Genomic DNA, 20,515 nt, shown 5'->3' with positions numbered 1-20,515 from the left:
TATAAATATGTATATAAAAATCTTGCCCAGAGAGGTGCGGATCATGCGGCTTGCCATTTTCATGACCAATACCGACGAGTCGGCCTTTGCCACGCACCACCCGAAGGATGGGCAGAAATTCACCGATATGATTTGCGCGCGCCGCCCAGAGTGGCAGTGTCAGGTGTTTTCGGTGAAGGACAGCGTGTTTCCCGACACGCTGAGCGGGCTGGACGGCGCGATGATCACCGGCAGCCCGGCCTCGGTTCTGGACGGCGCGCCTTGGGTCGCGCGTCTGCTGGACTTGATCCGTGATGCCAACGCCGCGCGGTTTCCCCTGTTCGGCGCGTGTTTCGGGCATCAGGCCATCGCGCTGGCGCTGGGTGGGCAGATCGGCAAGAACCCCGGCGGCTATGTGCATGGCGCGGTCGAAGTTGACTCAGTTGCGCAGGTGGATTGGGCCATAGACCTGCCCGATCCGTTCCGCCTGTATGCCAGCCATAAGGAACAGGTGATTGCCGCCCCCGAAAGCGCGCGCATCATCGCCCGGTCTATTGATTGCGCCAACGCGGGCATGGCCATCGGGCGGCACATCTATACCACCCAGCACCATCCCGAGATGAGCGCCGATTTCATCGCCGCCCTGACCGAGGAAATGGCCGAGGCGCTGACCCCCGACCAGTTGGCCCGCGCGCGCGCATCGCTTCAACGCCCTGCCGATGGCGCCGCCTTTGCCGAATCCGTCGCGCGGTTCTTCGAACAGGCGCGCTAGCCCAGCGCGGCCAGCAAATCCATCACGGTCTCGCGGTCGAACCCGACATGCGCGGTCATTTTCGCATCGGCCTCGCCCCGGGCATGGGCGCGAATCAACGTTGCAATGTAGCGATGTTCCCGCGCCGAGGCGGCAATCGCACCCGGATAGCGGTAGCGCGCGCGATAATAGGCCATCAGCTTGCGCGCGTTGGTCTTGATCATGTCCACCAGAAACGGATTGCCCGCGCCCAGCGCGACCACCTCGTGAAAGCGCATGTTCAGCTGGTAATAGCCGTCCGGGTCGCCATCGCCCTGCCGCGCAGCGTGGTCTTCGCAGGCCGCAACCGCGCGTTCCAGATCGTCGCCCCCCGAGGCTGACAGCCGCCGCGCCGCCAGCCCGGCCGCCTGCCCCTCCAGCCTCGCATGGACTTCCAGAATGCCAAGGAACTCCTCGATCGTGGGCTTGAACAGCACCGCCCCCTTGCGCGGCAAACGGCGGATCAGCCCGGCGGCCTCCAGTTGGATTAACGCCTCGCGCACCGGGGTCCGCGACACGCCATGTTCCGCCATGATCGCGGCCTCGTCCAGCATGTCGCCGGGCAACAGGCGGCCCTTGTCGATACCATCAAGCACCGCCCCGAATACCGTATCTGTCTGCCCCGCCATATGCCTCGCCCGTCCTGACTGGCCCGAGTCTAGGCCGCCCCGCGCCCTGCTTCAATGCACCGCCAGATCTGCATCCGCTGCAAGGCGGCTATTCCGCTTCGGCTCTACCGCTTGCTGCAAGTGCAGCATAAGTTCGCTGCAACACAGCAATATCCATCTATGGACCTAAGAAAATGGCTTACACAGCAACACACAGCGCAGCGCGCAACGACTTTGGCGGCATCGTCGCCCGTGGCCTTTCGGCCCTGTTCGGCGGCCTCGTCCGCATCGCAGAAAACAACCCCCGTATGCGCCAGGTCGCAGCCCTCAGCGCCCTGACCGACGCCGAACTGGCCGATCGCGGCATCAAGCGCGAAGACATCGCCCGCCACGTATTCGGCGACCGTTTCTACCTCTGATCGGCCACACGGCCGACTGCCCAGCGAAAGGACCCCTTAGCCATGGCATTTGATTCCGCTCCCCTCGCCGCCCAACCCGCAGCCACCGCAACCGTGGTGACCGAGCCGACCCCGCTGACCCGCTTCGATGCGATCTGGGCCCTCAGCGATGCCGAACTCGACGCGCGCGGCCTGAAGCGTGCCAGCCTGGCCTTCGACCACTTCGCAGGCAATATCTGGGCCTGACCCCGGGCGCCGCATCTGCGGCCCTTTGATCCGACCCACGGCAAACCGCTCCATCCGGGGCGGTTTTTGTCGTTCCGGGATACGGTTTAGGCGCAGGAACCGGATCGCCCGACTGGCGCAGCTTGGGGCAATCTGGCACGACCACCAAGCACCGGACCTTATCAGACATGCCTCAGCCTTCCAGCACTCGCCCGATGACAACCACCGAATGGGCCTTGCTGCTGGCCCTGTCGCTGCTTTGGGGCGGCTCGTTCTTCTTTAACGACATCGCCCTGCGCAGCGTGCCTGTGTTCACGGTGGTCACGGCCCGCGTTGTGATCGCAGCCATCCTTCTGACCGCCCTGCTGCGCGCCCGTGGCACGCCTCTGCCCCATGATCGGCACATCTGGCTGGCTTTCATGGGCATGGGGCTTTTGAACAATGCGGTTCCCTTCACTCTCATCGTGTGGGGCCAGCAACACATCGCCTCTGGGCTGGCCTCGATCCTGAACGCCGCAACGCCGCTGTTCACGGTGGTTCTTGCGCATGTCCTTACGGCAGACGAGCGCATGACTCGCGACCGGCTTGCCGGAGTGTTGATCGGCTTTGCCGGGGTCGCCCTGATGATCGGACCCGCCGCGCTGAACGATATGGGCACAAGCGTCGCGGCGCAGACGATGTGCCTTGCCGCTGCACTCTCTTACGGCTTTGCAGGAATCTTCGGGCGCCGCTTTCGCGCTATGGGCGTGGCCCCGATGACAACCGCCACCGGACAGGTCATCGCCTCTAGCTGCGTCATGCTGCCCTTTGCGCTGATCATCGACCGCCCCTGGACACTGCCTGCACCTGACACCGTCTCCATCGCGGCGCTGATCTGCGTCGCGGCCCTGTCTACCGCACTGGCCTATGTGATCTACTTTCGCATCCTTGCGACCGCCGGGGCCACCAACCTCGTGCTTGTCACCTTCCTGATCCCGGTCAGCGCGATCGTGCTGGGCACGGTCTTCCTGGGCGAATCGCTCCTGCCGCGCCACCTCGCCGGAATGGCCCTGATCGGTGCCGGCCTCGCGGCCATCGACGGCCGCATCGCCACCCGGATTTCCCGCAGCTAAATCCAATCCTTCTTTGGGGGACAAATATCCCGGGGGAGTCCCGCAGGGACGGGGGCAGAGCCCCCTTCCACCTTCGTTGCTACACTCTCTTTGGGGAATGGCGCCAATGTCTCAACAGGCCGTCCCGTCTTGCGAAGGGGGCACTGCAGTTAATGGTTAGACTGGGCCCCCTCCCCGCTTGCGCGTTAGATGACTCCCTGAAACACAAAATGAGTTGACCCCGCAACTCATGATCGCAATACTAATATTCAGACAAGGGGCGAACCGCCCTGCGGCAGGGAGGATTGCGATCATGCGCACGCAGGTTCTGATTATCGGAGGCGGCCCCTCGGGGCTTTTGCTGTCGCAGTTGCTGGCCAAAGACGGAATCGAGTCGATCATCCTTGAACGCCAGACCCGGGATCACGTGTTGGGCCGCATCCGGGCCGGCGTGCTGGAGCAGGGCATGGTCGAACTGATGCACGAGGCCGGCGTGGGCGACAGGCTCGACCGCGAAGGCTTCACGCATGATGGCACCATCCTGTCTTTCGACAACGACCAGGTACATATCGACTTTGCCCGCCACGCCGGAAAACCTGTCACCATCTACGGGCAGACCGAAGTCACCCGCGATCTGTATCAGGCGCGCGATGCCAGCGGCGGCACCACGCTGTTCAAAGTCGAAGGCGTCGAACTGCACGGGCTCGACAGCGATGCGCCTTATGTCACCTTTCGCCACGACGGCGCGGACATGCGGATCGATTGTGATTACATCGCCGGCTGCGACGGCTTCCACGGTGTCAGCCGCAAATCGATTCCCGACACGGTGCGGCGCGAATACGAAAAGGTGTACCCCTTTGGCTGGCTGGGCATCCTGTCTGAAACCCCGCCAGTAAACGACGAACTGATCTATGCCTCGTCCACCCGCGGCTTCGCCCTGTGTTCGATGCGCAATGCCAAGCTGAGCCGCTATTACATCCAATGCGATCTGTCCGACAAACCCGAAAGCTGGAGCGATACCGCCTTCTGGGACGAATTGCGCAGGCGCATACCCGAACACGCCGCCGACACGCTGGTCACCGGCCCCGCGATCGAGAAATCGATCGCGCCCTTGCGGTCTTTCGTGTCGGAACCGATGCGCTGGGGGCGGCTGTTCCTCTGCGGAGACGCGGCGCATATTGTTCCGCCCACCGGTGCCAAGGGGCTGAACTCGGCGGCATCGGACGTGTTCTATCTGCATCGCGGGCTGATCCAGCACTATAATGAGGGTGACTCGGTCGGGCTCGACACGTACTCTGAAAAGGCGCTTGCGCGTGTCTGGAAAGTCGAACGGTTCAGTTGGTGGATGACATCGCTACTGCACCGCTTCCCCGAACACTCGGGGTTCGACCTGCGGATGCAACAGGCGGAAATTTCTTATCTCAGGGAAAGTGAGGCCGCCCAGGCCGCGCTTGCCCAGAATTACGTCGGACTGCCGTACTGAGCCGGGGTCGCGATACCAGGAGAGTTGCATGACCCCGTCGACCGATCCGGCCGGCGCCACCTGCCCGGGTGGCCGTCTTTCGCAGCCCACGCTTGTCACGCCGCATGGCCAGCGCGTGATAGATATCGACAATTACATCCCCTATTTCCTAGCGGCTGTGAACAACGCGCTGTCGCGTGGCGCGTCGTCGCGCTACCTGACGGATTTCGGCGTGGGCGTGACCGAATGGCGCGTGCTGTCGTGGCTGGCGACTGAACCGGGCATACCAGCCTCGCGCATCTGCGACGTGATCGCGCTCGACAAGGCGGCCGTCAGCCGCTCGGTCAGCAAACTGGCCGACATGGGGCTCCTGAACACCCAAGCCTCACCCACTGATCCGCGCCGCAAGGCCCTGTCATTGAACGACGATGGCTATGCGCTGCATGATCGGGTGATGGCCACCGCGCTGGATCGCGAAGCGGCTTTGATCGACGGGGTGGACCCTGAAGACCTCGAAGCATTCTTGCGGGTGATGCGCGTGCTACGCCGCAATGTCGAACGGCTTTGAACTCACGTAAAGCGCAATAGAACCTTGTTCGACCCGGTCGGACCAGAAACATCTCACGTAGAGCGCAGAAGAACCTTGTTCGACCCGACTGCGGAGGCGATGCGGGTGTATTCCAGCCGCGCCGGACTGCTGGCGGGCGCAGATCTCAGCAGCTGGGTTTCCGCTTCGGCTACGATGCGGGCGGCGGCGGCATTGGTTTGCGCCACGCGCTCTGCCCGCACGGCGCGCAAACGTGGCGTCGCACGGGTTCGATTGCCCTCGCGGACCTGCGCCCGGATCGTCGGGCGCGAGCCATCGGCATTGTCGGAAACCAACTTCTCCAGCCGTTGTACCGTGTCGCGCAGGATAGCATGGGCCTCGGCCATCTGCCCGGCTTGCGGGGTTTCGGCCAAAGCCTGACGGAAAAACACCAGCATACAGTCCAGACGGTATTCGCGCGGAACAGCCGTGCACAGCCCGCGCGCTTGCGCAAAGGCCGCTTCGATCCGCGCGGCCACGCCAGTTGTCGCGCTGCCTGCACTCGCCGCGCCAAAGCGGTCCGCCACGCTGCTGCCAACGGATGATCCGCCCTCGGCCCCGTTAGCCGCCCCACCTCGCCCGGCACCCTGACTTTGACCGAACAGGATCGCCTTCCCTGCGCCGCCGCTCAGAATGCCTTCGGCATTGGCCACCATCGGCAAAAGAAGCGCGCCGCACAGGCACACCGGAAACCGCAGGTATCTCATCCTCACCCTCGCGACACAGCAACATGCCGATCCAGACTAGCATGGCACCCGGCAAACGCCTAACTCCACCCTCGCGCATTCGTCACCCGCTGCGCAAAATCGCATGTTCCGTTTCGCCCTTTCGTTGATTACCATTGCGCCAAAGTCTTTCACGTTTCACGTAGGTATCAGGCCATGACATTGATGGCGCGTCTTGTTTTCCTGTTCACTCTGTTGGTAACGGCCCCGATGGCCATGGCCGCATCCGACCGTGTGGCTCTGGTTCTGGGGATGAGCGCCTATCAATCGATTCCGCCGCTCGACAATACGATCAACGACGCCGAGGCCATGGCCAAGGCGTTGGATGGCATTGGCTTCGACGTGACGCTGGCGCTGGACGCCACCACCGATCAACTGCGCCAGCAGCTGGACGATTTCGCCTTCCGCTCGGAAACCGCCGACCTCGCGCTGATCTATTTCGCCGGTCACGGGGTCGAGGTGCAGGGCGAGAATTTCCTGATCCCCGTCGATGCCAACGTGCAGTCCAACCGCGATGTGCAGCGGCAGTCGGTCTCGCTGAAACAGCTGCTCGACGCGGTCGAACGCGCCCGCAAGATGCGGATCGTGATCCTGGACAGCTGCCGCGACAACCCGCTGGGCGATCTGATCGAAATGGACAGCTCGGGCAATATCACGCGCGGCGGCGGTGAACGCGGCGGGCTGGCGGCCGCCGATCCCGACCGGGGCACGCTGGTCGCATTTGCCGCCAAGGACGGGCAGGTCGCGCTGGATGGCAATGGGCAAAACAGCCCCTATGCCAGCGCCTTGATCGACAAGATGGTGCAGCCCGGGCTGGAAATTTCGCTGATGTTCCGACAGGTGCGCGACCAGGTTCTGCGCGATACCAACAACCTGCAGGAACCGCACACCTATGGCTCCCTTACCGGCGTGCCCTTTTACCTTGCCGGTCCCGGACAGGGGCAGGCGGATGTGGCGCAGGCGCAGGCCGTCGATGCCTGGGCCGCGATCAAGCCCGACCAGGAGGAACAGCTGCTGGCGCTGGCCGATCTTGGCGATACGCGATCGATGCTGGGGCTGGCCTATATCCGGCTGAACCCGAACGAAGGCCGGTTCGACCCGCAGGCGGCCGTGGGCTTCCTTGAACGCGCGGCCGAGGCCGGGTCGCCCGAGGCGCAGTTCGAGCTGGCGAAACTGTACGAACGCGGCACGGGAGTGGACCGCGACGAAAAACGCGCGCTTGAGTTGTACCGCGCCGCGGCGGATCAGGATTTCGCCGATGCGATCAACGATCTGGGCTTCCTGCATTATCAGGGTGGGCTTGGCCTGCCCGCCGATCCAAAACGCGCACTGTCTTTCTTTGAACGCGCCGCCGATCTGCGCCATCCGCAGGCGCAGTTCAACTTTGCCGCGCTGATCGACGACGGGCTGATCCCGTCGAAAGGCCCCGAGGATGCGGCGCAGTACCTGTATGCCGCGCTGCGCTCGGGCAGCCAGGACGTGCTGAACCTGCTGACCGACCGGCCCGAGATGTTCGCCACCGAAACCCGGCAGGCACTGCAACGCGAATTGCAGAAATACGAATTCTACGCCGGAGCCATCGACGGCGATTTCGGACCGGGCACCCGGCGCAGCATCCGGCTGGCCTATGGCCTGAGCGAATAACCCCCGCTCACGCGTGTGTTATGTCATGGTTTATTGTCGCGCCGGGCGCGTGAACATATCATGAACATATGGCCCGACTCACCTTGGACGAAAAACTGGCGATCCTGTCCGACGCCGCCAAATACGATGCCTCCTGCGCGTCCAGCGGGGGGGCGAAACGCGACAGCCGCGATGGCAAAGGGCTAGGCTCGGTCACCGGGTCGGGCATCTGCCATGCCTATGCGCCGGATGGGCGCTGCATCAGCCTGCTGAAGATCCTGATGACGAATTTCTGCATCTACGATTGCGCCTATTGCGTGAACCGGGTGAGCTCGAACGTCACCCGCGCGCGGTTCAGCGTCGAGGAGGTGGTCTCGCTGACGCTGGAATTCTATCGCCGCAACTATATCGAGGGGCTGTTCCTGTCCTCCGGCATCATCCGCTCGCCCGACGACACGATGGGCGACATGGTCCGCATCGCACGCACCCTGCGCGAAGACCACGGCTTTCGCGGCTATATCCACCTGAAAACCATCCCCGATGCCGCGCCCGAGCTGATCGAACAGGCCGGGCTGTACGCCGACCGCCTGTCGATCAATGTCGAGCTGCCGACCGATGCCGGGGTCAAAACGCTGGCCCCCGAGAAGTCGCCCGACCAAATCCGCCGCACCATGGCCGATGTGCGCCTGAACCGCGACGCGCGCTGCGACAAAAGCCACCGGGGCAAACGCCCGCCCCGCTTTGCGCCCGCGGGGCAATCGACGCAGATGATCGTGGGGGCCGATGCGGCGACGGATACGGACATCCTGACCACCTCGACCCGGCTCTACTCCAGCTATCGGCTGAGCCGGGTCTATTACTCGGCGTTTTCCCCTATTCCCGATTCCTCACAGGTGCTGCCGTTGATCAAACCGCCGCTGATGCGGGAACACCGGCTGTATCAGGCCGATTGGCTGCTGCGGTTCTACGGCTTTGACGTGGGCGAGATTACCGGCGCGACGCAGGGCGGCAATTTGGATCTGGCGATTGACCCGAAACTGGCATGGGCGCTGGCGAACCGGCACCACTTCCCCGTCGATGTGAACCGCGCGGGGCGCGAGATGCTGTTGCGCGTGCCGGGGCTGGGCGCCAAGACAGTGGGCCGCATTCTTGCCACCCGCCGGCATCGGACAATACGCTATGGCGACCTGATGCGAATGGGTGCGCGGCTAACCCATGCGCGGCCCTTCCTGACCCTGCCAGACTGGTCGCCCGGCGGGCTGACGGACAGCGCGGGGCTGCGCGCGCGGTTCGCACCGCCGCCGGAACAGCTGAGCCTGCTGTGATGCAGACGATCCACTTGCCGACCATCGGCACCTTTGACGCGTGGCGCGATCAGGCGCGCGCCTGCCTGATGGCGGAGCAGCGGCCTGAAACGCTGCGCTGGGTGATGGGGGCCGATGGCGGCGACCTGTTCGATGCGCCCGTCGCGCACGCCGCCCCGGGTGGCCCGCCGCCGAACGTGCCGCGCGCCTTCGTCGCGCTGGCGCGCAGCGTGATCTGGCACCGCGACCCGGAACGCTTTGCCCGGCTCTATGCGCTGCTCTGGGCGTTGCGGGACCGGCCCGCGTTGATCTCGGACCGGGGGGATGCGGGCATCGCGCGGCTGAACGACATGGCCAAGGCGGTGCGCCGCGACATCCACAAGATGCACGCCTTCGTGCGGTTCCGCGAAATTGCCGAGCCGGTCGAGGGCCGCCGCCAATTTGCCGCGTGGTTCGAACCCAGCCATTTCACCACCGAACCCGGCGCGGCCTTCTTTGCCAAACGGTTCGGCGACATGGACTGGGCGATCCTGACACCCGACCTGTCCGCGCATTTCCGCGCGGGCCAACTGCGCTTTGACGCGGGCCAGCCGAAACCGCCCCTGCCCGAAGACGCGACCGAGGATCTGTGGCGCACCTATTTCCGCAACATCTTCAACCCGGCGCGGCTGAAGGTGAACGCGATGCAGACGGAAATGCCGCGCAAGTACTGGAAGAACCTGCCGGAGGCCGCGCTGATCCCCGAGTTGATCGCCACTGCCCCCGCCCGCGCGCGCGAGATGGCTCTGGCTATGCCCACAATCGCGCCCCCTCGCGCGGCGCGCGTGCTGGACCGTCTGGCCGAGACACGCACCCCTGCGCCCGTAGTAGGCGACCAAGCCGAGTATCTTGCCGGGCTACAAGGCTGCACCCGTTGCCCGCTGGCGCAATCGGCCACGCAGGCGGTGCCCGGCGAAGGCCCGCCCGATGCGGCGCTGATGATCGTGGGCGAACAACCGGGCGACCACGAAGATCTGGCCGGGCGTCCCTTTGTCGGCCCCGCCGGGCAGCTGTTTGATCGGCTGGCGGCTCAGGCCGGGCTGGACAGGTCACGCGCCTATGTGACCAACGCGGTGAAGCACTTCAAATTCCAGCCGCGCGGCAAGCGCCGGTTGCACCAATCCCCCGATCGGGACGAAATCGACCATTGCCGCTGGTGGCTGGACGTGGAACGCCGCCTGATCCGGCCCCGGCTTCTGGTCGCGATGGGGGGCACGGCGGCCTACAGCCTGACAGGCGACAAATCGGGCCTTCTGAAACGGCGCGGCAGTGTGGAACCGGGGCCGGATGACACGCCGGTGCTGATCACCCTACACCCCAGCTATATCCTGCGTCTGCCAGATGAAACCGCGCGCCAGAAGGCGAGCGCCGACCTGACGGGCGATCTGGCCTGCGCCGTCGAACTGGTGCGACAGGCGGCCTAAAGCGCGCCCTCTGCCAGCCATTCATCCAGCTGTTTGCGGCTGATTTCAAAGTGCATGCTGTCTTCACGCCGGAATCCTGCCCCCCAGACCCAACCTTCGGCATGGAAGAAATCGGCCAGGATGGTCAGGCCCAGCTGCGTCTTGCCATCGGTGAAATTATCCAGATGCCCGTCGATGTTCAGATCGACCGCAAGGCCATAGCTGTGGGTCGAGAGCCGGTCGACCGTGCCGCGAATGCGCCGCACACAGAGCGAGCCGGAGGAATTGATGCGCGCATAGAGATCGGGATCGGCGCGTTCGATATTGGCGAACACCCGGCGCAGCGAATCCACCGCCGGGCGCAGCATGTTGACGCGGATCGGGCCGACCTGTTCCAGCACCAGACGCGATTTCAACGCTTCGTTCGTCATCGGCTCGCAGGTGTCCGACAGCACCGCGCGCGGGCGGCCCAGCTTGGCCTCGAGGTAGTCGGGCCCAGCGACTTCCAGCCCCCGGTTCACACTGGTGCGATTGGCAATCAGCACCACCTGCGCATAGGCGTCGATGATGTCGTTCGGCCCACTGTTCAGCAGCGCGTTTTCGGCGTCTTCGTCGCGCTGGAACGTCTGCCCCGCGCCCGCTGCGGGGAGCCGCGCGACCTCGGTCTCCAGTGCGGCAAGGCGTTGCTGCAAATCCTCGACCTGCTGGCGCAGCACCTCGATGTCGATGCGCGCACCGGAATCCACGGCCGCGCCCTGAAAATCTTCTTCCGACAGCGCAAAATTCAGCCCGACCCAGATGACCGGAACCATGATCAGCGCCACCGCGACGATAATTGCCGGCAGATACCGCATCGCGCCCGTCGTCCCATTCTGCCCACGCGCGAAATTATTGCCGCGCTGCCATAAAAATGCACCGGAATCGCGTAAAGTGACCCAGTTCACCGAAGCAATACCCGTTGTCGGTTATAAGCCCTTCGGTATAAAGTCCTTACGTAACCCAAGTGGATAGAAAGGGAAAGCGAACCATGGTCCGTCTTACCAGCCTTATCGCCTGTTCTCTGATTGCCGGAATCGGGTTTTCCGCCCCCGTTGCCGTGTCGGCCCAGTCAGCCAATGAAATGACCGCCGAAGAAATCACCGAGGCGTTCAAGAAACAGAAAACCCGCGGTCTGGTGATCGTCCCATCGGGGCAGCAGGCCGAACAGGCCAGCACAACCAGCGTTGCAACCGCCCCTGCCGCCACCACCGCCTATAGCGCGGTCGATCGCGCGGATCAGGTCAACATCCAGATCGCCTTCGATTTCGACAGCGCGACCCTGCGCAACGACCAGAAGGTCAAGCTGAGCACCCTGTGCGAAGTGATGCGCAGCGTGGATGTGGCCAAATTCCAGATCATCGGCCACACCGACAGCTCGGGCAGCGCCAGCTATAACGAACGCCTGTCGCTGCTGCGCGCGCAAGAGGTCAAGCGCCATCTGGTCAGCGATTGCGGCATCCCGGAAACCCGGCTCGAGGCCGTGGGCCTGGGCGAATCCGCACCCTTTGACGCCAACGATCCGCGCGGCGACGTGAACCGCCGGGTTGAATTCCAGGCGCTGGGTTAAGCCCCTGTCGGGCGCAGATCAGAACGGTTCCGGCAGGCCCGTGCCTGCCGGTCATAAGGAGCGGCGCCCATGATCGAGTCGCGCCCGGGCGACGCATTCCAGCCCGGCGAGCTATTGAACAACACCTACCGGATCGAAAGCATCCTTGGCCGTGGCGGCACGTCGGATGTGTACAAGGCCCGGTCGGAAATTTCCGGGCGCCTGATGGCGCTGAAGGTGTTGAAGGCGGAACTGTCAGGCAATGACGACTACCTAGTCCTGCTGACCCGGGAAGAGGAAATTCGCGACATCCGCCATGACGCGGTGGTGCGCTACTCTGAATGTTCGCGAACCCAAAGCGGGCATATCTACCTTCTGATGGATTACGTCGAAGGCCCCGGGCTCGACAAACGTCTGAAACAGGGGCCGATGCCTGCTGACGAGCTGCTGACCGTGTGCCGCCGCGTGGCCGAGGGGCTGCAAGCCGCGCATTCACGCAATATCGTGCACCGCGATCTTTCACCCGACAATATCATCCTGCGCGATGGCGAGCCGTCGCAGGCGATCATCATCGACTTTGGCATCGCGAAAGATACGAATCCCGGCGCCGAAACCATCGTGGGCAACGAATTCGCCGGGAAATACGCCTATGCCGCGCCGGAGCAGCTGAACGGGCAGACCGACGCGCGGTCTGATATTTATTCGCTGGGCGCGCTGTTGCTGGCGAACTTCCGGGGCAGCCCGCCCGACGTGGGCCGCAACCCGATGGAAGTGGTCAAACGCAAGAGCGAGCCTCTGGACACCACCGGCGTGCCCGAACCACTGAAAACGCTGATCGACCGGATGTGCGCGCCCGACCCGGACAACCGTATGGCAAGCGCCGCCGCCGTGCTGGCCTATCTGGACAATCCCGCGCCCGCCGATGCTGATCTGGATGAAGACGCCACCGTTATCACGCCTGTAGCCGCCCGCACGCGGACCGAGACGCCGACCATTCCGCCGCCGCCGCCCGTGGGCGCAACGGTTGCCCCCGCAGCCAGCACCGCCGCCCTGCCAGACACCTCGAAAGCGGGAAAATCGCGCGGCGGGCTTTATGCGATGCTGGCGGTGGCCGCGATTGGCGTCGCAGGCGCAGGCGGCTATGCCAGCGGCGCGTTCGACAGCCTGCTGGGGCCGTCGCTACCGCTGGCAGAGCCTTACACGCTGATCATTGAAAAGGCGGAAGGCGGTACGCCACAAGCCGTGGGGAATGTGCCCTCCGAAGCTGTGCAGACCCGTCTGACCGCGCTGATGGACGCAGGCCAGGGCAGCGCCGATCTGACACTTGCGCGCGGTGATATCGCCGCCACGTGGGGCGAGGACGTGCTGACCACCATCGAGGCGATCGAAGATTTGCCCGCATGGCGGCTGTCGGTCAGCGGCAATCGCGGGCAGGTCACCGGCACCGCGACCGACCAGGGCGAACAGCAACGGCTGATGGCAGCCATGGGCAGCGATCTGCCCGGCGCGCTGGAAGGCCGGGCGCAGATCAGCTTTGTCCCCGTTTTCCTTGCCGCGTCCGAGGTGGGCGCGGTGCTGGACGGGCTGGCCGATTGCGGGCCGCTGGAACAGGGCAGCGTGCCCGCCACCGGCTACGGCCCCGACAGCGCGATCACCGTTTCCGGCCGGGTTGGCGAAACCGCGACACGTGTGCAGATGTTCGACCAGCTGCGCGCGCTGGCGGGGGATCGCAAGATCGTTCTGGATGTCGAGGTTCTGAATCACACGCTCTGCCTGATCGAAAACCACCTGCCCAATGCGCCCACCGGGAACGTGGGCATCGCCTATCGCGTCGGCGAACGTGACGAAGCCAACCCCTCGGGGCGGTTTTTCGTGGGCGAAAACCCGGTGATCGACGTGATTATCCCCCCCGACGTGACCGATGGCTTCCTGAGCGTCTCGATCCTTGATGTCTCGGGCAACGTGTTCCACCTGCTGCCCAATCTGAACCGCCAGGACAATTCCATTTCTGCCCTGCGCGAAGGCCAGGGCGGAGAGGTGTCCGTACGCGTGGCCTATGACCTGAAAGAGGCCGCGCAGAATGGGCGGCTGGCCTTTCGCGTCGATGACAGCACGCTGGGCAAAAGCAAGGTGATCGCGATCCTGTCGGACACCCCTCTGTTCGACGGGCTGCGCCCGACATCGGAAAGCGCGTCGGGCTATGCCGAAGCCTTGCAGGAGTTTGCTGAAAGCAATGAGACGAGCATCCGCTCGCTCGACAGCCGGATACTGGAAACAGCGCGCCCGTAAGGTGCGTGTTTGCCGACGTTACAGCACGTCCACCACGATGACCGAGATATTGTCGGCCCCGCCGCCGGTCAGCGCGATCTGAATCAGCTCGTCCGACACGGTTTCCAGCGGGAACCGCCCCAGCGCGCGTTCCAGGATTGCGAAGGTTGCGTATTTGGTCAGCCCGTCCGAGCACAGCAGATAGCGGTCGCCGCTTTGCACATCGCCGCGCACCTTGTCCAACTCCAACTCGTCGCCCACGCCGACAGCGCGGGTGATGGCGTTGGAATGGGGGTGCATTTCGGCCTCGTCCCACGTCATCTGGCCTGCGGCGACGAATTCCGCGACGGCGGAATGGTCTGTCGTCAACAGCTCGATCCGGCCGTCGCGCAGGCGATAGATGCGGCTGTCGCCGGCCCAGATCGCCACGAAATGCGGCCCCGAGATCATCAGCGCCGCCACCGTCGCCCCGATCACCCCGCGCCCGCGCGCCTCGGCTTCCTGCACGATCATGGTATGGGCGGTGCGGATCGCATCGCGCAGGGCGTGCATCCGGCTGGCCGGGTCCAGCCCCAGGGGAATGGTGGCAATGGAATCGGCAATCAACCGGCTGGCGTAATCACCCGCCTCGTGACCGCCCATGCCGTCCGAGACGACCCAGATATCGTGTTCGGGCAAGGCCAGCACCGCGTCTTCGTTTACACGGCGTTTCAGGCCCACATGGGTTTTGGCGTTGTAGCGATAGGCGGAACGATCACTCATGGCGCACCTGCCTCTGTCCATAGCGGGGCATCCAGATCGAACAGCGCGCAGCCTTTGGTGTCATTTGGTAAACCATCGCAAATCATAACCCGGGTCACATCGTTCACAACAGCACTCCACATGGTAGGTGCCGAATATTTTCCGGCCAGCAGGCCGGAGGCCAGATCGGGCAGAAACCCGCCCTCGCCCGCACCGGTCAGCACCATCGCACCCGCATGGGCACGCAGCGGGGCAGCACCGCGCAGGGGCATCGCGGGCAGATCGCCCAGCCGCTCGGCCAAACCCTCGCGCGTCATGTCATCGCCCAGCGCCGACAGGGCCAGCGTTTCCAACTGCGCAAACAGCGTCTCTTCACGGAAATGGTCCAGCGGCGCGGAGCCGGGCGTGTCCATCGGCGCGGCGAGGGTCAGCGGAAACCGCCGCCCCACCCGATCGACCGAGGGCATCAGCACCCCCAGCATCTTCTGCGGCCCGGCCAGCCCCGCCGAGAGGCTGAAGCGCCAGATCGGTGCGGACATGTAATATGCGTCGAAACGATTGCCGAACACGCCCTGAGCGCCCAGCATCACCTGCTGGATCCAGGTATCCCACGGCGTCACGAACCCCGGCCCAAGGTTAATGCGAAAGAAATCGCCCACCGACGGCATCTTGCCGAATGCGCCGAACATCGCCGCCATCACATGGATTTCGGGCAACTGAACTTGGCCAGCGCCGGAAGGGCAAAGGGGTTGAGCACAGAGCCGGACTGCATCTGGAAGATCGCGATGCGCCCACCCACGTTGAAGATCACGCGTTTGCGGTCGGATACGTTCGATCCGCGCACCTCGGCCGCGTCCAGCAGGCGGAACCAGCCCCACGGGCCATCGCGGCTGAGGGTGCTTTCGATGTTCTTGCGGTCGGGTTCGTAGTGCACCCGCGCCAGCCCCACCGCGCCGGGCCATGTAATCGCCACCGGGTTCGGCTGGCCGCTGCGCTGCGCGAATTCCACCCGCTGCCCGTCGATTTCCAGCGTCACCGATTTGGCCTTGGGGTCCAATGCCTCGGGTGTGATCTGGAACTGCACCAGCGGCGTGGCGCTGCCACCAAAGAATGCCTCGCGGATTTCGGACGCGTTCTGCATCTGGTCCAGCACCGCCTGGCTGATGCCCAGATCGACGTTGTTGACCGATTTCCAAGTCCACGGACGGGTGCGGATATCAACGTGCTTCAACAGCGCCTCGTTGAAGAAACTGTCGATCAACCCGCCCGGCGCGAACAGCCGCGCGAAATCGGCCATCGCCACGTCGGCCCCGGCGCGTTTGTTGAACGGATAGCGATTGTCGAGCGCTTTTTCGCAGAACGGCAGCACGTTGGCCTGCCAGCGCGCGTTGATCGAGGCGCGGGTACTGTCAGAGGTAATGCCAGACGACCCGGTCGCGATCTGCGCGGCCCAGCGCGGCATCGGGCCTTCGATCCGGCTGGCGGCCTGCTGGAACTGCAACAGCGCCTGCCCGGTTTCGCCGCCTGTCGAGACGCCCGAGAACGTCATCTTGTTCATTTCCTGATAGACAGCCGTCAGCGCCTGCATCAGCCGGTCCAGCTGGCTGGGCTGGCCTTCGGGGCGTTCCGTCAACTGGTGCAGCCAGGCAAAGCGATCTTCGACATAGGCCCCGGGCGGCTTGGGCGGCACGCCCGTTTGCGTGGTCGCCGCCGAGGTCAGCGCCTCGAGCAGAATCTGCCCCTGGATCGACAGGCTCGACCTCGCTTCCAGCCTGGCGATGCTTTGCGCCCCATCGCTGAGCGACTCGGTATTCAGCGCATTGCGATCTTCGGTCAGCTTGGTTTCATTCGAGATTTCGGTCAGGATATTGACGATGGGCGAGGTTGGCCCCGACAGCACATTCGTCACTTCGACCGCGTGGCTGAGGCTTTCCATCGGGATGATGTCCAGGTCGGCCAGCACCCCGTCGTACCGCGCAATATAGTCGTTGTAATACAGATCCAGCACATCGCGGCTAAGCTGCAGCAACGCGCCTTCGGTCTGGATCGCCTCGCCGCGTTCGCCCAGCACCCATGCCTCGGACTGCACCCGTTCGGCCACGCTGACCGCTTCGGGCAGGAACACGTCGTTGAAACCGTTGTAGGTGAAAATCCCCTCGACCCCGTCGTTCAGCGGCTTGCCCGAGCTGCGCACCAGAACCCGCGCGACCGACGGGCCGCCCACCTCGGTGATGCGCCATTTCGGCAAAGCGGTGGCGGTGGTGCTGTTGATGATGCCGTTGTAGACGCGCTGCGCCAGCGGCAGCTCGGTCAGGATGCCCTGCACCTGTTCGACCAAGGGGCCGTTCAGGTCAATCTCTTCCATCGGCTGAGACAGCAACGCATCAAGGTGGTCGTTCAGATCGGCGCGCAGTTGGTCACGCACCACGCCGGGATAGACCAGCGACCAGTCGACCTGCATCCACTCCTTGACCAGATCGACGTTCATCGGCCCCTGAAGCCCCAGCATCATGTAGATCTTGAGCGCCTCGTAGAGCAGCTCGGGGTTGTTCATGTTGGCGGTGATCTGTTCCTCCAGCCGAAGCAGAAGCCGGGGCAGAAGCCGCTGGTTCAGCGCCGCGCGATAGCTTTGCGCGGCCTGCGTGCCGATCACCTCGCCCTGGTACAGGCCATAGCGCACGCTGCCATCGGGATCGGGGTCGGACAGCACCGGATTGCCGGGCAGATCGCGCAGCTGGTTCAGCGCCAGCACCACGGGCGGCAGATCGGTATCACCCACCGGGCTGGGCGGCAGAGCCGAGGCCGCCTGATTGTAATTGTCGACCTGTTCGGCCGCCTGCGCGATGATCGCGGTATTGCCAAGGTAGCTGCGCACCCACAGCGCCCCCATGCCCAGCGCGATCAGCACGGTCGCGGCAATCGCCGCCCGCTGGGTCCAGCGATAGCGGCGTTCTACCTTGTCATCGGCCGAAACCAGCCCGGCCTCGTTGAACATCACCGATTCAAACAGCCTGGTCAGGAAGAACGACCGCCCGGTGCCCTGCCCGGTGCCGATAGCCTGACGCCCGATGCCGAAGGTCTGCGCCATGCCCAGCATCAGCCGGTCGATGGGCGTGCCTTCCTGCGTGCCGCTGGTCAGGTAGACGCCGCGCAGCATCTGGCGGTTCTCATAGCGGTTGTCCTGGAACACCTCGTTCAGGAAATCGCGCGCCACAACGCGGACCGAGGCGACCTGCGCCGGGAAGCCGGCAATCAGCGCGCGGCGCTGCTGGTCGGTCTCGCGCTGCATCTTCTCCAGCATCTGCGCGTTCAGCTGGCCCAGCAGGGCGCCGAATTCCTCGTCAAAACCGGCCACGGGCGGCGTCTCGGTGCGCGCCTTGTCCAGCGGAAGGGTAAAGCCCCAGACCTGTTCGCGCCCTTCCTTGCCCAGATCGTCGTAGAATTCGGTGAAGCCAGCGATCAGATCGGCCTTGGTGAACAGAACGTAAACCGGGAACCGCACGCCCAGCTTTTCGCGCAGTTCGTTCAGGCGCCTGCGCACAGCCTGCGCGTGGGCCTTCTGGGTCATCTCGTCTTGCAAGGACAGATCGGACAGCGAAATTGCCACCACCGCGCCGTTGATCGGCTGGCGTTTCCGGTATTTTTTCAGCAGACCAAGAAACCCGATCCAGGCGGCATTGTCGGTTTCGGCGTCGCTTTCCTGCGTGGTGTAGCGCCCGGCGGTGTCGATCAGCACGGCCTCGTTGGTGAACCACCAGTCACAGTTGCGCGTTCCGCCCACGCCGCCCACGGCGGCCTTGCCCAGCTTGTCGGCCAGCGGGAATTGCAGCCCCGAATTCACGATAGCCGTAGTTTTGCCCGCGCCGGGCGGGCCGATGATGACATACCAGGGCAGCTCGCGCAGCGACCGTTTGCCGTTCTTCGATTTGCGCAGTTCGGTGATCGCTGCCTTGAACTTGCCGCGCAGCTCTCCGATTTCTTCCGAGACCACATCATCTTCGACAGGCTCGACGGCTTCGGCCATATCCTCGGTCATCTTGCGATTCCGGCGCAGGCGCAGCACCAGGATCAGCAGCATCGTCATCACGAACAGGAAACACAGGATCGTCACCGTGATGATCCGCGCCTTGAGGCTGGCCAGCGGGTGCCAGGCCTCTGTTCCGATCAGCGGGCCAAGGAACCAGATCGCCAGCGACAGCACCAGCGCCGCAAAAAACAGCGCGAAATAGATCGAGCGCATGGCGCGCATAAACAGGCGGATCATTGGTCACTCTCCCGCACCAGTACAACTTCGATCCGGCGGTTCTTGGCGCGGCCTTCTGCCGTGCCATTGTCGGCAATCGGTTCCTTGTCGGCGCGGCCTTCGGCGGTCAGGCGGTTGGGGTCGTCAAAGATGCGCGCGATGCCGTTCATCACCGATTTGGCGCGCGCCAGCGACAGGTGCATGTTCGACGGAAACCGCGACGACCGGATCGGCACGTTGTCGGAATGACCCACGATGATAACCGGACCCGGTTCCTCGTTCAGCGACCGGGCGACGCGGGCGATGGGTTCTTCGAACCGCGCCTGCAAATCGTCGGACCCCGACCCGAACATGCCCGACCCGGCGATGCGGATCACCAAAGTGTTGGCCTTCTGGAACACCTCGACCACGCCATCGTCGATTTCTTCCTGCAGGAAGCCTTCGACCTTTTTCAACTGTTCCTCGGCCGTGGGCGCGGGCGGCGGCGGGGGCGGCGGCGGCGCCCGGCGCAGCAGCGTGGCGCGCTGGCCGCTGTCGATCACCGAAAGCTGGCCGATCACCCGCTCGGTCGAATTCGACAGCGCATAGGACAGGCCCAGGAATTCCATCAGCAACAGCCCCGAGGTCAGCCCCACGGCGATCCACAGCAGCCGCCAGGCCGACAGCGCCTTGAACGGCTTCTTCAACCCTTCCCAGCGCGGTGACAGGTCATGCTCCAGCGGCCCACGCTGTGCGCGAATGATGCGGGCCAGCGCGGCGCGGATTTGCAGGTGCTTCTCGGCCCCGCCCTGCTCGACGCGCAACCGTCCCTCGAACCCCAGCGACATGCACATGTACAGGAATTCCAGCATGTCGATGTTGTTGCCGGGTTCCTTTTCCAGCCGCGCCAGCAGGTCGTAAAACCGGTCGCCCCCCACGGTTTCGCGGTGGAAGGTGCCGACCATTGACTGCAGCCCCCATGAAGATTGCCCGCCCCAGGGCGTGTTCAACACCACATCGTCGAGCGTGGCACAGAGCGCATAGCGGGCCACCTTGACTGTCTGCGCGGCGATGCCTGCCTGCAACGCGCGGTTTTCGAACTCGCGCACCTCGGCCACCACCGACAGGCGCAGCTTGTCCGGGTCCATGTGCTGGGCGCGATTGCGGATGCGGGAAATCAGCGAAAACAGCGTGCTGGCGCAGGCGGTCAGCCGGTTCATGCCCGTCATCGCCATCTTGGCATTGCCACCTGACGCCCGCGGCGCGGCCTGCGCGGCGTGGCCCTGCGGCACACCATAGGCCACGGTTGGCGGCTCGGCCGGGTCCAACGGGTCGGCGGGCGCAGCGGTTGCGGCTGCCGCCGGAGTGGGCTGTGCGGACGGTGTCAGCCGCCCGCCCGGATTGGGGCGGATCACCGTCTTGTCGGTGTCATCTGGTTCCGCGAACGGGTCTTTGTCCGACATCGG

Annotated in this window: 18 protein-coding genes; 11 read left to right on the top strand and 7 right to left on the bottom strand. The window is 64.4% G+C overall.

All coding sequences use genetic code 11. From position 1 onward, the window contains the following. The first annotated feature begins 43 nt into the window (after positions 1-43). Positions 44-751 (top strand): type 1 glutamine amidotransferase, encoded by a 708-nt coding sequence (locus FGK64_RS13920; RefSeq protein ID WP_138864448.1) that lies wholly within the window; start codon positions 44-46, stop codon positions 749-751. On the opposite strand, the gene FGK64_RS13915 is transcribed toward FGK64_RS13920, so the two are convergent. After that, positions 748-1,398 (bottom strand): GntR family transcriptional regulator, encoded by a 651-nt coding sequence (locus FGK64_RS13915; RefSeq protein ID WP_138864447.1) that lies wholly within the window; start codon positions 1,396-1,398, stop codon positions 748-750. The genes FGK64_RS13920 and FGK64_RS13915 overlap by 4 nt on opposite strands. Positions 1,399-1,571: 173 nt before the next feature. Here FGK64_RS13915 and FGK64_RS13910 point away from each other — a divergent pair, with 173 nt between their 5' ends. The 5 genes from FGK64_RS13910 to FGK64_RS13890 all read left to right on the top strand — a co-directional run bounded on the left by FGK64_RS13910 (position 1,572) and on the right by FGK64_RS13890 (position 5,121). Next, positions 1,572-1,796, top strand: a complete 225-nt coding sequence (locus FGK64_RS13910) for a DUF1127 domain-containing protein (protein WP_138864446.1) — start codon at positions 1,572-1,574, stop codon at positions 1,794-1,796. A gap of 42 nt (positions 1,797-1,838) precedes the next feature. Further along, the gene (locus tag FGK64_RS13905) at positions 1,839-2,021 is read left to right on the top strand and encodes a hypothetical protein (protein WP_138864445.1); all 183 of its coding nucleotides are present in this window, start codon (positions 1,839-1,841) and stop codon (positions 2,019-2,021) included. 194 nt (positions 2,022-2,215) lie between these two features. Continuing rightward, positions 2,216-3,112 carry a DMT family transporter gene (locus tag FGK64_RS13900; RefSeq protein WP_246057771.1) on the top strand — a complete coding sequence of 299 codons (897 nt, stop codon included), beginning with the start codon at positions 2,216-2,218 and terminating at the stop codon, positions 3,110-3,112. Between the two features lie 292 nt (positions 3,113-3,404). Then, entirely contained in the window at positions 3,405-4,574 is a 1,170-nt protein-coding gene (pobA, locus tag FGK64_RS13895; protein WP_138864443.1) for a 4-hydroxybenzoate 3-monooxygenase, read from the top strand. A 28-nt stretch (positions 4,575-4,602) separates the two neighbouring features. Next, entirely contained in the window at positions 4,603-5,121 is a 519-nt protein-coding gene (locus tag FGK64_RS13890; RefSeq protein ID WP_138864442.1) for a MarR family winged helix-turn-helix transcriptional regulator, read from the top strand. Between the two features lie 53 nt (positions 5,122-5,174). Here FGK64_RS13890 and FGK64_RS13885 read toward each other — a convergent pair whose 3' ends face one another. Beyond that, on the bottom strand, positions 5,175-5,846 hold the full coding sequence (locus FGK64_RS13885; protein ID WP_138864441.1) for a hypothetical protein: 672 nt from the start codon (positions 5,844-5,846) through the stop codon (positions 5,175-5,177). A 174-nt stretch (positions 5,847-6,020) separates the two neighbouring features. Here FGK64_RS13885 and FGK64_RS13880 point away from each other — a divergent pair, with 174 nt between their 5' ends. The 3 genes from FGK64_RS13880 (at position 6,021) to FGK64_RS13870 (ending at position 10,254) form a co-directional block, all read left to right on the top strand. Next, positions 6,021-7,508, top strand: coding sequence for a caspase family protein (locus FGK64_RS13880; protein ID WP_138864440.1), 1,488 nt, complete (start codon positions 6,021-6,023; stop codon positions 7,506-7,508). Positions 7,509-7,576: 68 nt separating this feature from the next. Beyond that, positions 7,577-8,812, top strand: coding sequence for a putative DNA modification/repair radical SAM protein (locus tag FGK64_RS13875; protein WP_138864439.1), 1,236 nt, complete (start codon positions 7,577-7,579; stop codon positions 8,810-8,812). Continuing rightward, positions 8,812-10,254, top strand: a complete 1,443-nt coding sequence (locus FGK64_RS13870; protein WP_138864438.1) for a UdgX family uracil-DNA binding protein — start codon at positions 8,812-8,814, stop codon at positions 10,252-10,254. The genes FGK64_RS13875 and FGK64_RS13870 overlap by 1 nt, the downstream gene beginning before the upstream one ends. Here FGK64_RS13870 and FGK64_RS13865 read toward each other — a convergent pair. Beyond that, on the bottom strand, positions 10,251-11,087 hold the full coding sequence (locus FGK64_RS13865) for a M15 family metallopeptidase (protein WP_138864437.1): 837 nt from the start codon (positions 11,085-11,087) through the stop codon (positions 10,251-10,253). The genes FGK64_RS13870 and FGK64_RS13865 overlap by 4 nt on opposite strands. Positions 11,088-11,260: 173 nt before the next feature. On the opposite strand from FGK64_RS13865, the gene FGK64_RS13860 reads away from it, so the two are divergent. Both FGK64_RS13860 and FGK64_RS13855 read left to right on the top strand, forming a co-directional pair. After that, on the top strand, positions 11,261-11,839 hold the full coding sequence (locus tag FGK64_RS13860; protein WP_138864436.1) for an OmpA family protein: 579 nt from the start codon (positions 11,261-11,263) through the stop codon (positions 11,837-11,839). Positions 11,840-11,908: 69 nt separating this feature from the next. Next, entirely contained in the window at positions 11,909-14,107 is a 2,199-nt protein-coding gene (locus FGK64_RS13855) for a serine/threonine-protein kinase (RefSeq protein ID WP_138864435.1), read from the top strand. 18 nt (positions 14,108-14,125) lie between these two features. Here FGK64_RS13855 and FGK64_RS13850 read toward each other — a convergent pair whose 3' ends face one another. Genes FGK64_RS13850 through tssL form a run of 4 tightly spaced genes read right to left on the bottom strand, consistent with a single transcriptional unit; the run spans position 14,126 to position 20,512 of the window. Continuing rightward, positions 14,126-14,848: a PP2C family protein-serine/threonine phosphatase gene (locus FGK64_RS13850; protein WP_138864434.1), complete on the bottom strand. Its 723-nt coding sequence runs from the start codon at positions 14,846-14,848 to the stop codon at positions 14,126-14,128. Continuing rightward, complete coding sequence (gene tagF, locus FGK64_RS13845; RefSeq protein WP_246057770.1) at positions 14,845-15,543, bottom strand: type VI secretion system-associated protein TagF; 699 nt, start codon at positions 15,541-15,543, stop codon at positions 14,845-14,847. Before tagF ends, FGK64_RS13850 begins: the two co-directional genes overlap by 4 nt. Continuing rightward, positions 15,525-19,091 carry a type VI secretion system membrane subunit TssM gene (gene tssM / locus FGK64_RS13840; RefSeq protein ID WP_138864433.1) on the bottom strand — a complete coding sequence of 1,189 codons (3,567 nt, stop codon included), beginning with the start codon at positions 19,089-19,091 and terminating at the stop codon, positions 15,525-15,527. The genes tagF and tssM overlap by 19 nt, the downstream gene beginning before the upstream one ends. After that, on the bottom strand, positions 19,088-20,512 hold the full coding sequence (tssL, locus tag FGK64_RS13835) for a type VI secretion system protein TssL, long form (RefSeq protein WP_138864432.1): 1,425 nt from the start codon (positions 20,510-20,512) through the stop codon (positions 19,088-19,090). Before tssL ends, tssM begins: the two co-directional genes overlap by 4 nt. Between the last annotated feature and the right edge of the window lie 3 nt (positions 20,513-20,515).

Origin of the sequence: Arenibacterium halophilum, assembly GCF_005938225.1 — a bacterium.
GTDB classification, from domain to species: domain Bacteria; phylum Pseudomonadota; class Alphaproteobacteria; order Rhodobacterales; family Rhodobacteraceae; genus Arenibacterium; species Arenibacterium halophilum.
The sequence above is the reverse complement of the archived record's forward strand: the minus strand, read 5'-3'. Positions and strand labels throughout refer to the sequence as shown.

Excerpts from the sequence above, each read along its gene's own strand:
- FGK64_RS13900 (WP_246057771.1), top strand. The coding sequence starts at position 2,216 with ATGACAACCACCGAATGGGCCTTGCTGCTGGCCCTGTCGCTGCTTTGG.
- FGK64_RS13850 (WP_138864434.1), bottom strand. The coding sequence starts at position 14,848 with ATGAGTGATCGTTCCGCCTATCGCTACAACGCCAAAACCCATGTGGGC.
- FGK64_RS13920 (WP_138864448.1), top strand. The coding sequence starts at position 44 with ATGCGGCTTGCCATTTTCATGACCAATACCGACGAGTCGGCCTTTGCC.
- pobA (WP_138864443.1), top strand. The coding sequence starts at position 3,405 with ATGCGCACGCAGGTTCTGATTATCGGAGGCGGCCCCTCGGGGCTTTTG.
- FGK64_RS13860 (WP_138864436.1), top strand. The coding sequence starts at position 11,261 with ATGGTCCGTCTTACCAGCCTTATCGCCTGTTCTCTGATTGCCGGAATC.
- FGK64_RS13880 (WP_138864440.1), top strand. The coding sequence starts at position 6,021 with ATGACATTGATGGCGCGTCTTGTTTTCCTGTTCACTCTGTTGGTAACG.
- FGK64_RS13890 (WP_138864442.1), top strand. The coding sequence starts at position 4,603 with ATGACCCCGTCGACCGATCCGGCCGGCGCCACCTGCCCGGGTGGCCGT.
- FGK64_RS13855 (WP_138864435.1), top strand. The coding sequence starts at position 11,909 with ATGATCGAGTCGCGCCCGGGCGACGCATTCCAGCCCGGCGAGCTATTG.
- FGK64_RS13910 (WP_138864446.1), top strand. The coding sequence starts at position 1,572 with ATGGCTTACACAGCAACACACAGCGCAGCGCGCAACGACTTTGGCGGC.
- FGK64_RS13905 (WP_138864445.1), top strand. The coding sequence starts at position 1,839 with ATGGCATTTGATTCCGCTCCCCTCGCCGCCCAACCCGCAGCCACCGCA.
- FGK64_RS13885 (WP_138864441.1), bottom strand. The coding sequence starts at position 5,846 with ATGAGATACCTGCGGTTTCCGGTGTGCCTGTGCGGCGCGCTTCTTTTG.
- FGK64_RS13865 (WP_138864437.1), bottom strand. The coding sequence starts at position 11,087 with ATGCGGTATCTGCCGGCAATTATCGTCGCGGTGGCGCTGATCATGGTT.
- FGK64_RS13915 (WP_138864447.1), bottom strand. The coding sequence starts at position 1,398 with ATGGCGGGGCAGACAGATACGGTATTCGGGGCGGTGCTTGATGGTATC.
- tssL (WP_138864432.1), bottom strand. The coding sequence starts at position 20,512 with ATGTCGGACAAAGACCCGTTCGCGGAACCAGATGACACCGACAAGACG.
- FGK64_RS13875 (WP_138864439.1), top strand. The coding sequence starts at position 7,577 with ATGGCCCGACTCACCTTGGACGAAAAACTGGCGATCCTGTCCGACGCC.
- tssM (WP_138864433.1), bottom strand. The coding sequence starts at position 19,091 with ATGATCCGCCTGTTTATGCGCGCCATGCGCTCGATCTATTTCGCGCTG.
- FGK64_RS13870 (WP_138864438.1), top strand. The coding sequence starts at position 8,812 with ATGCAGACGATCCACTTGCCGACCATCGGCACCTTTGACGCGTGGCGC.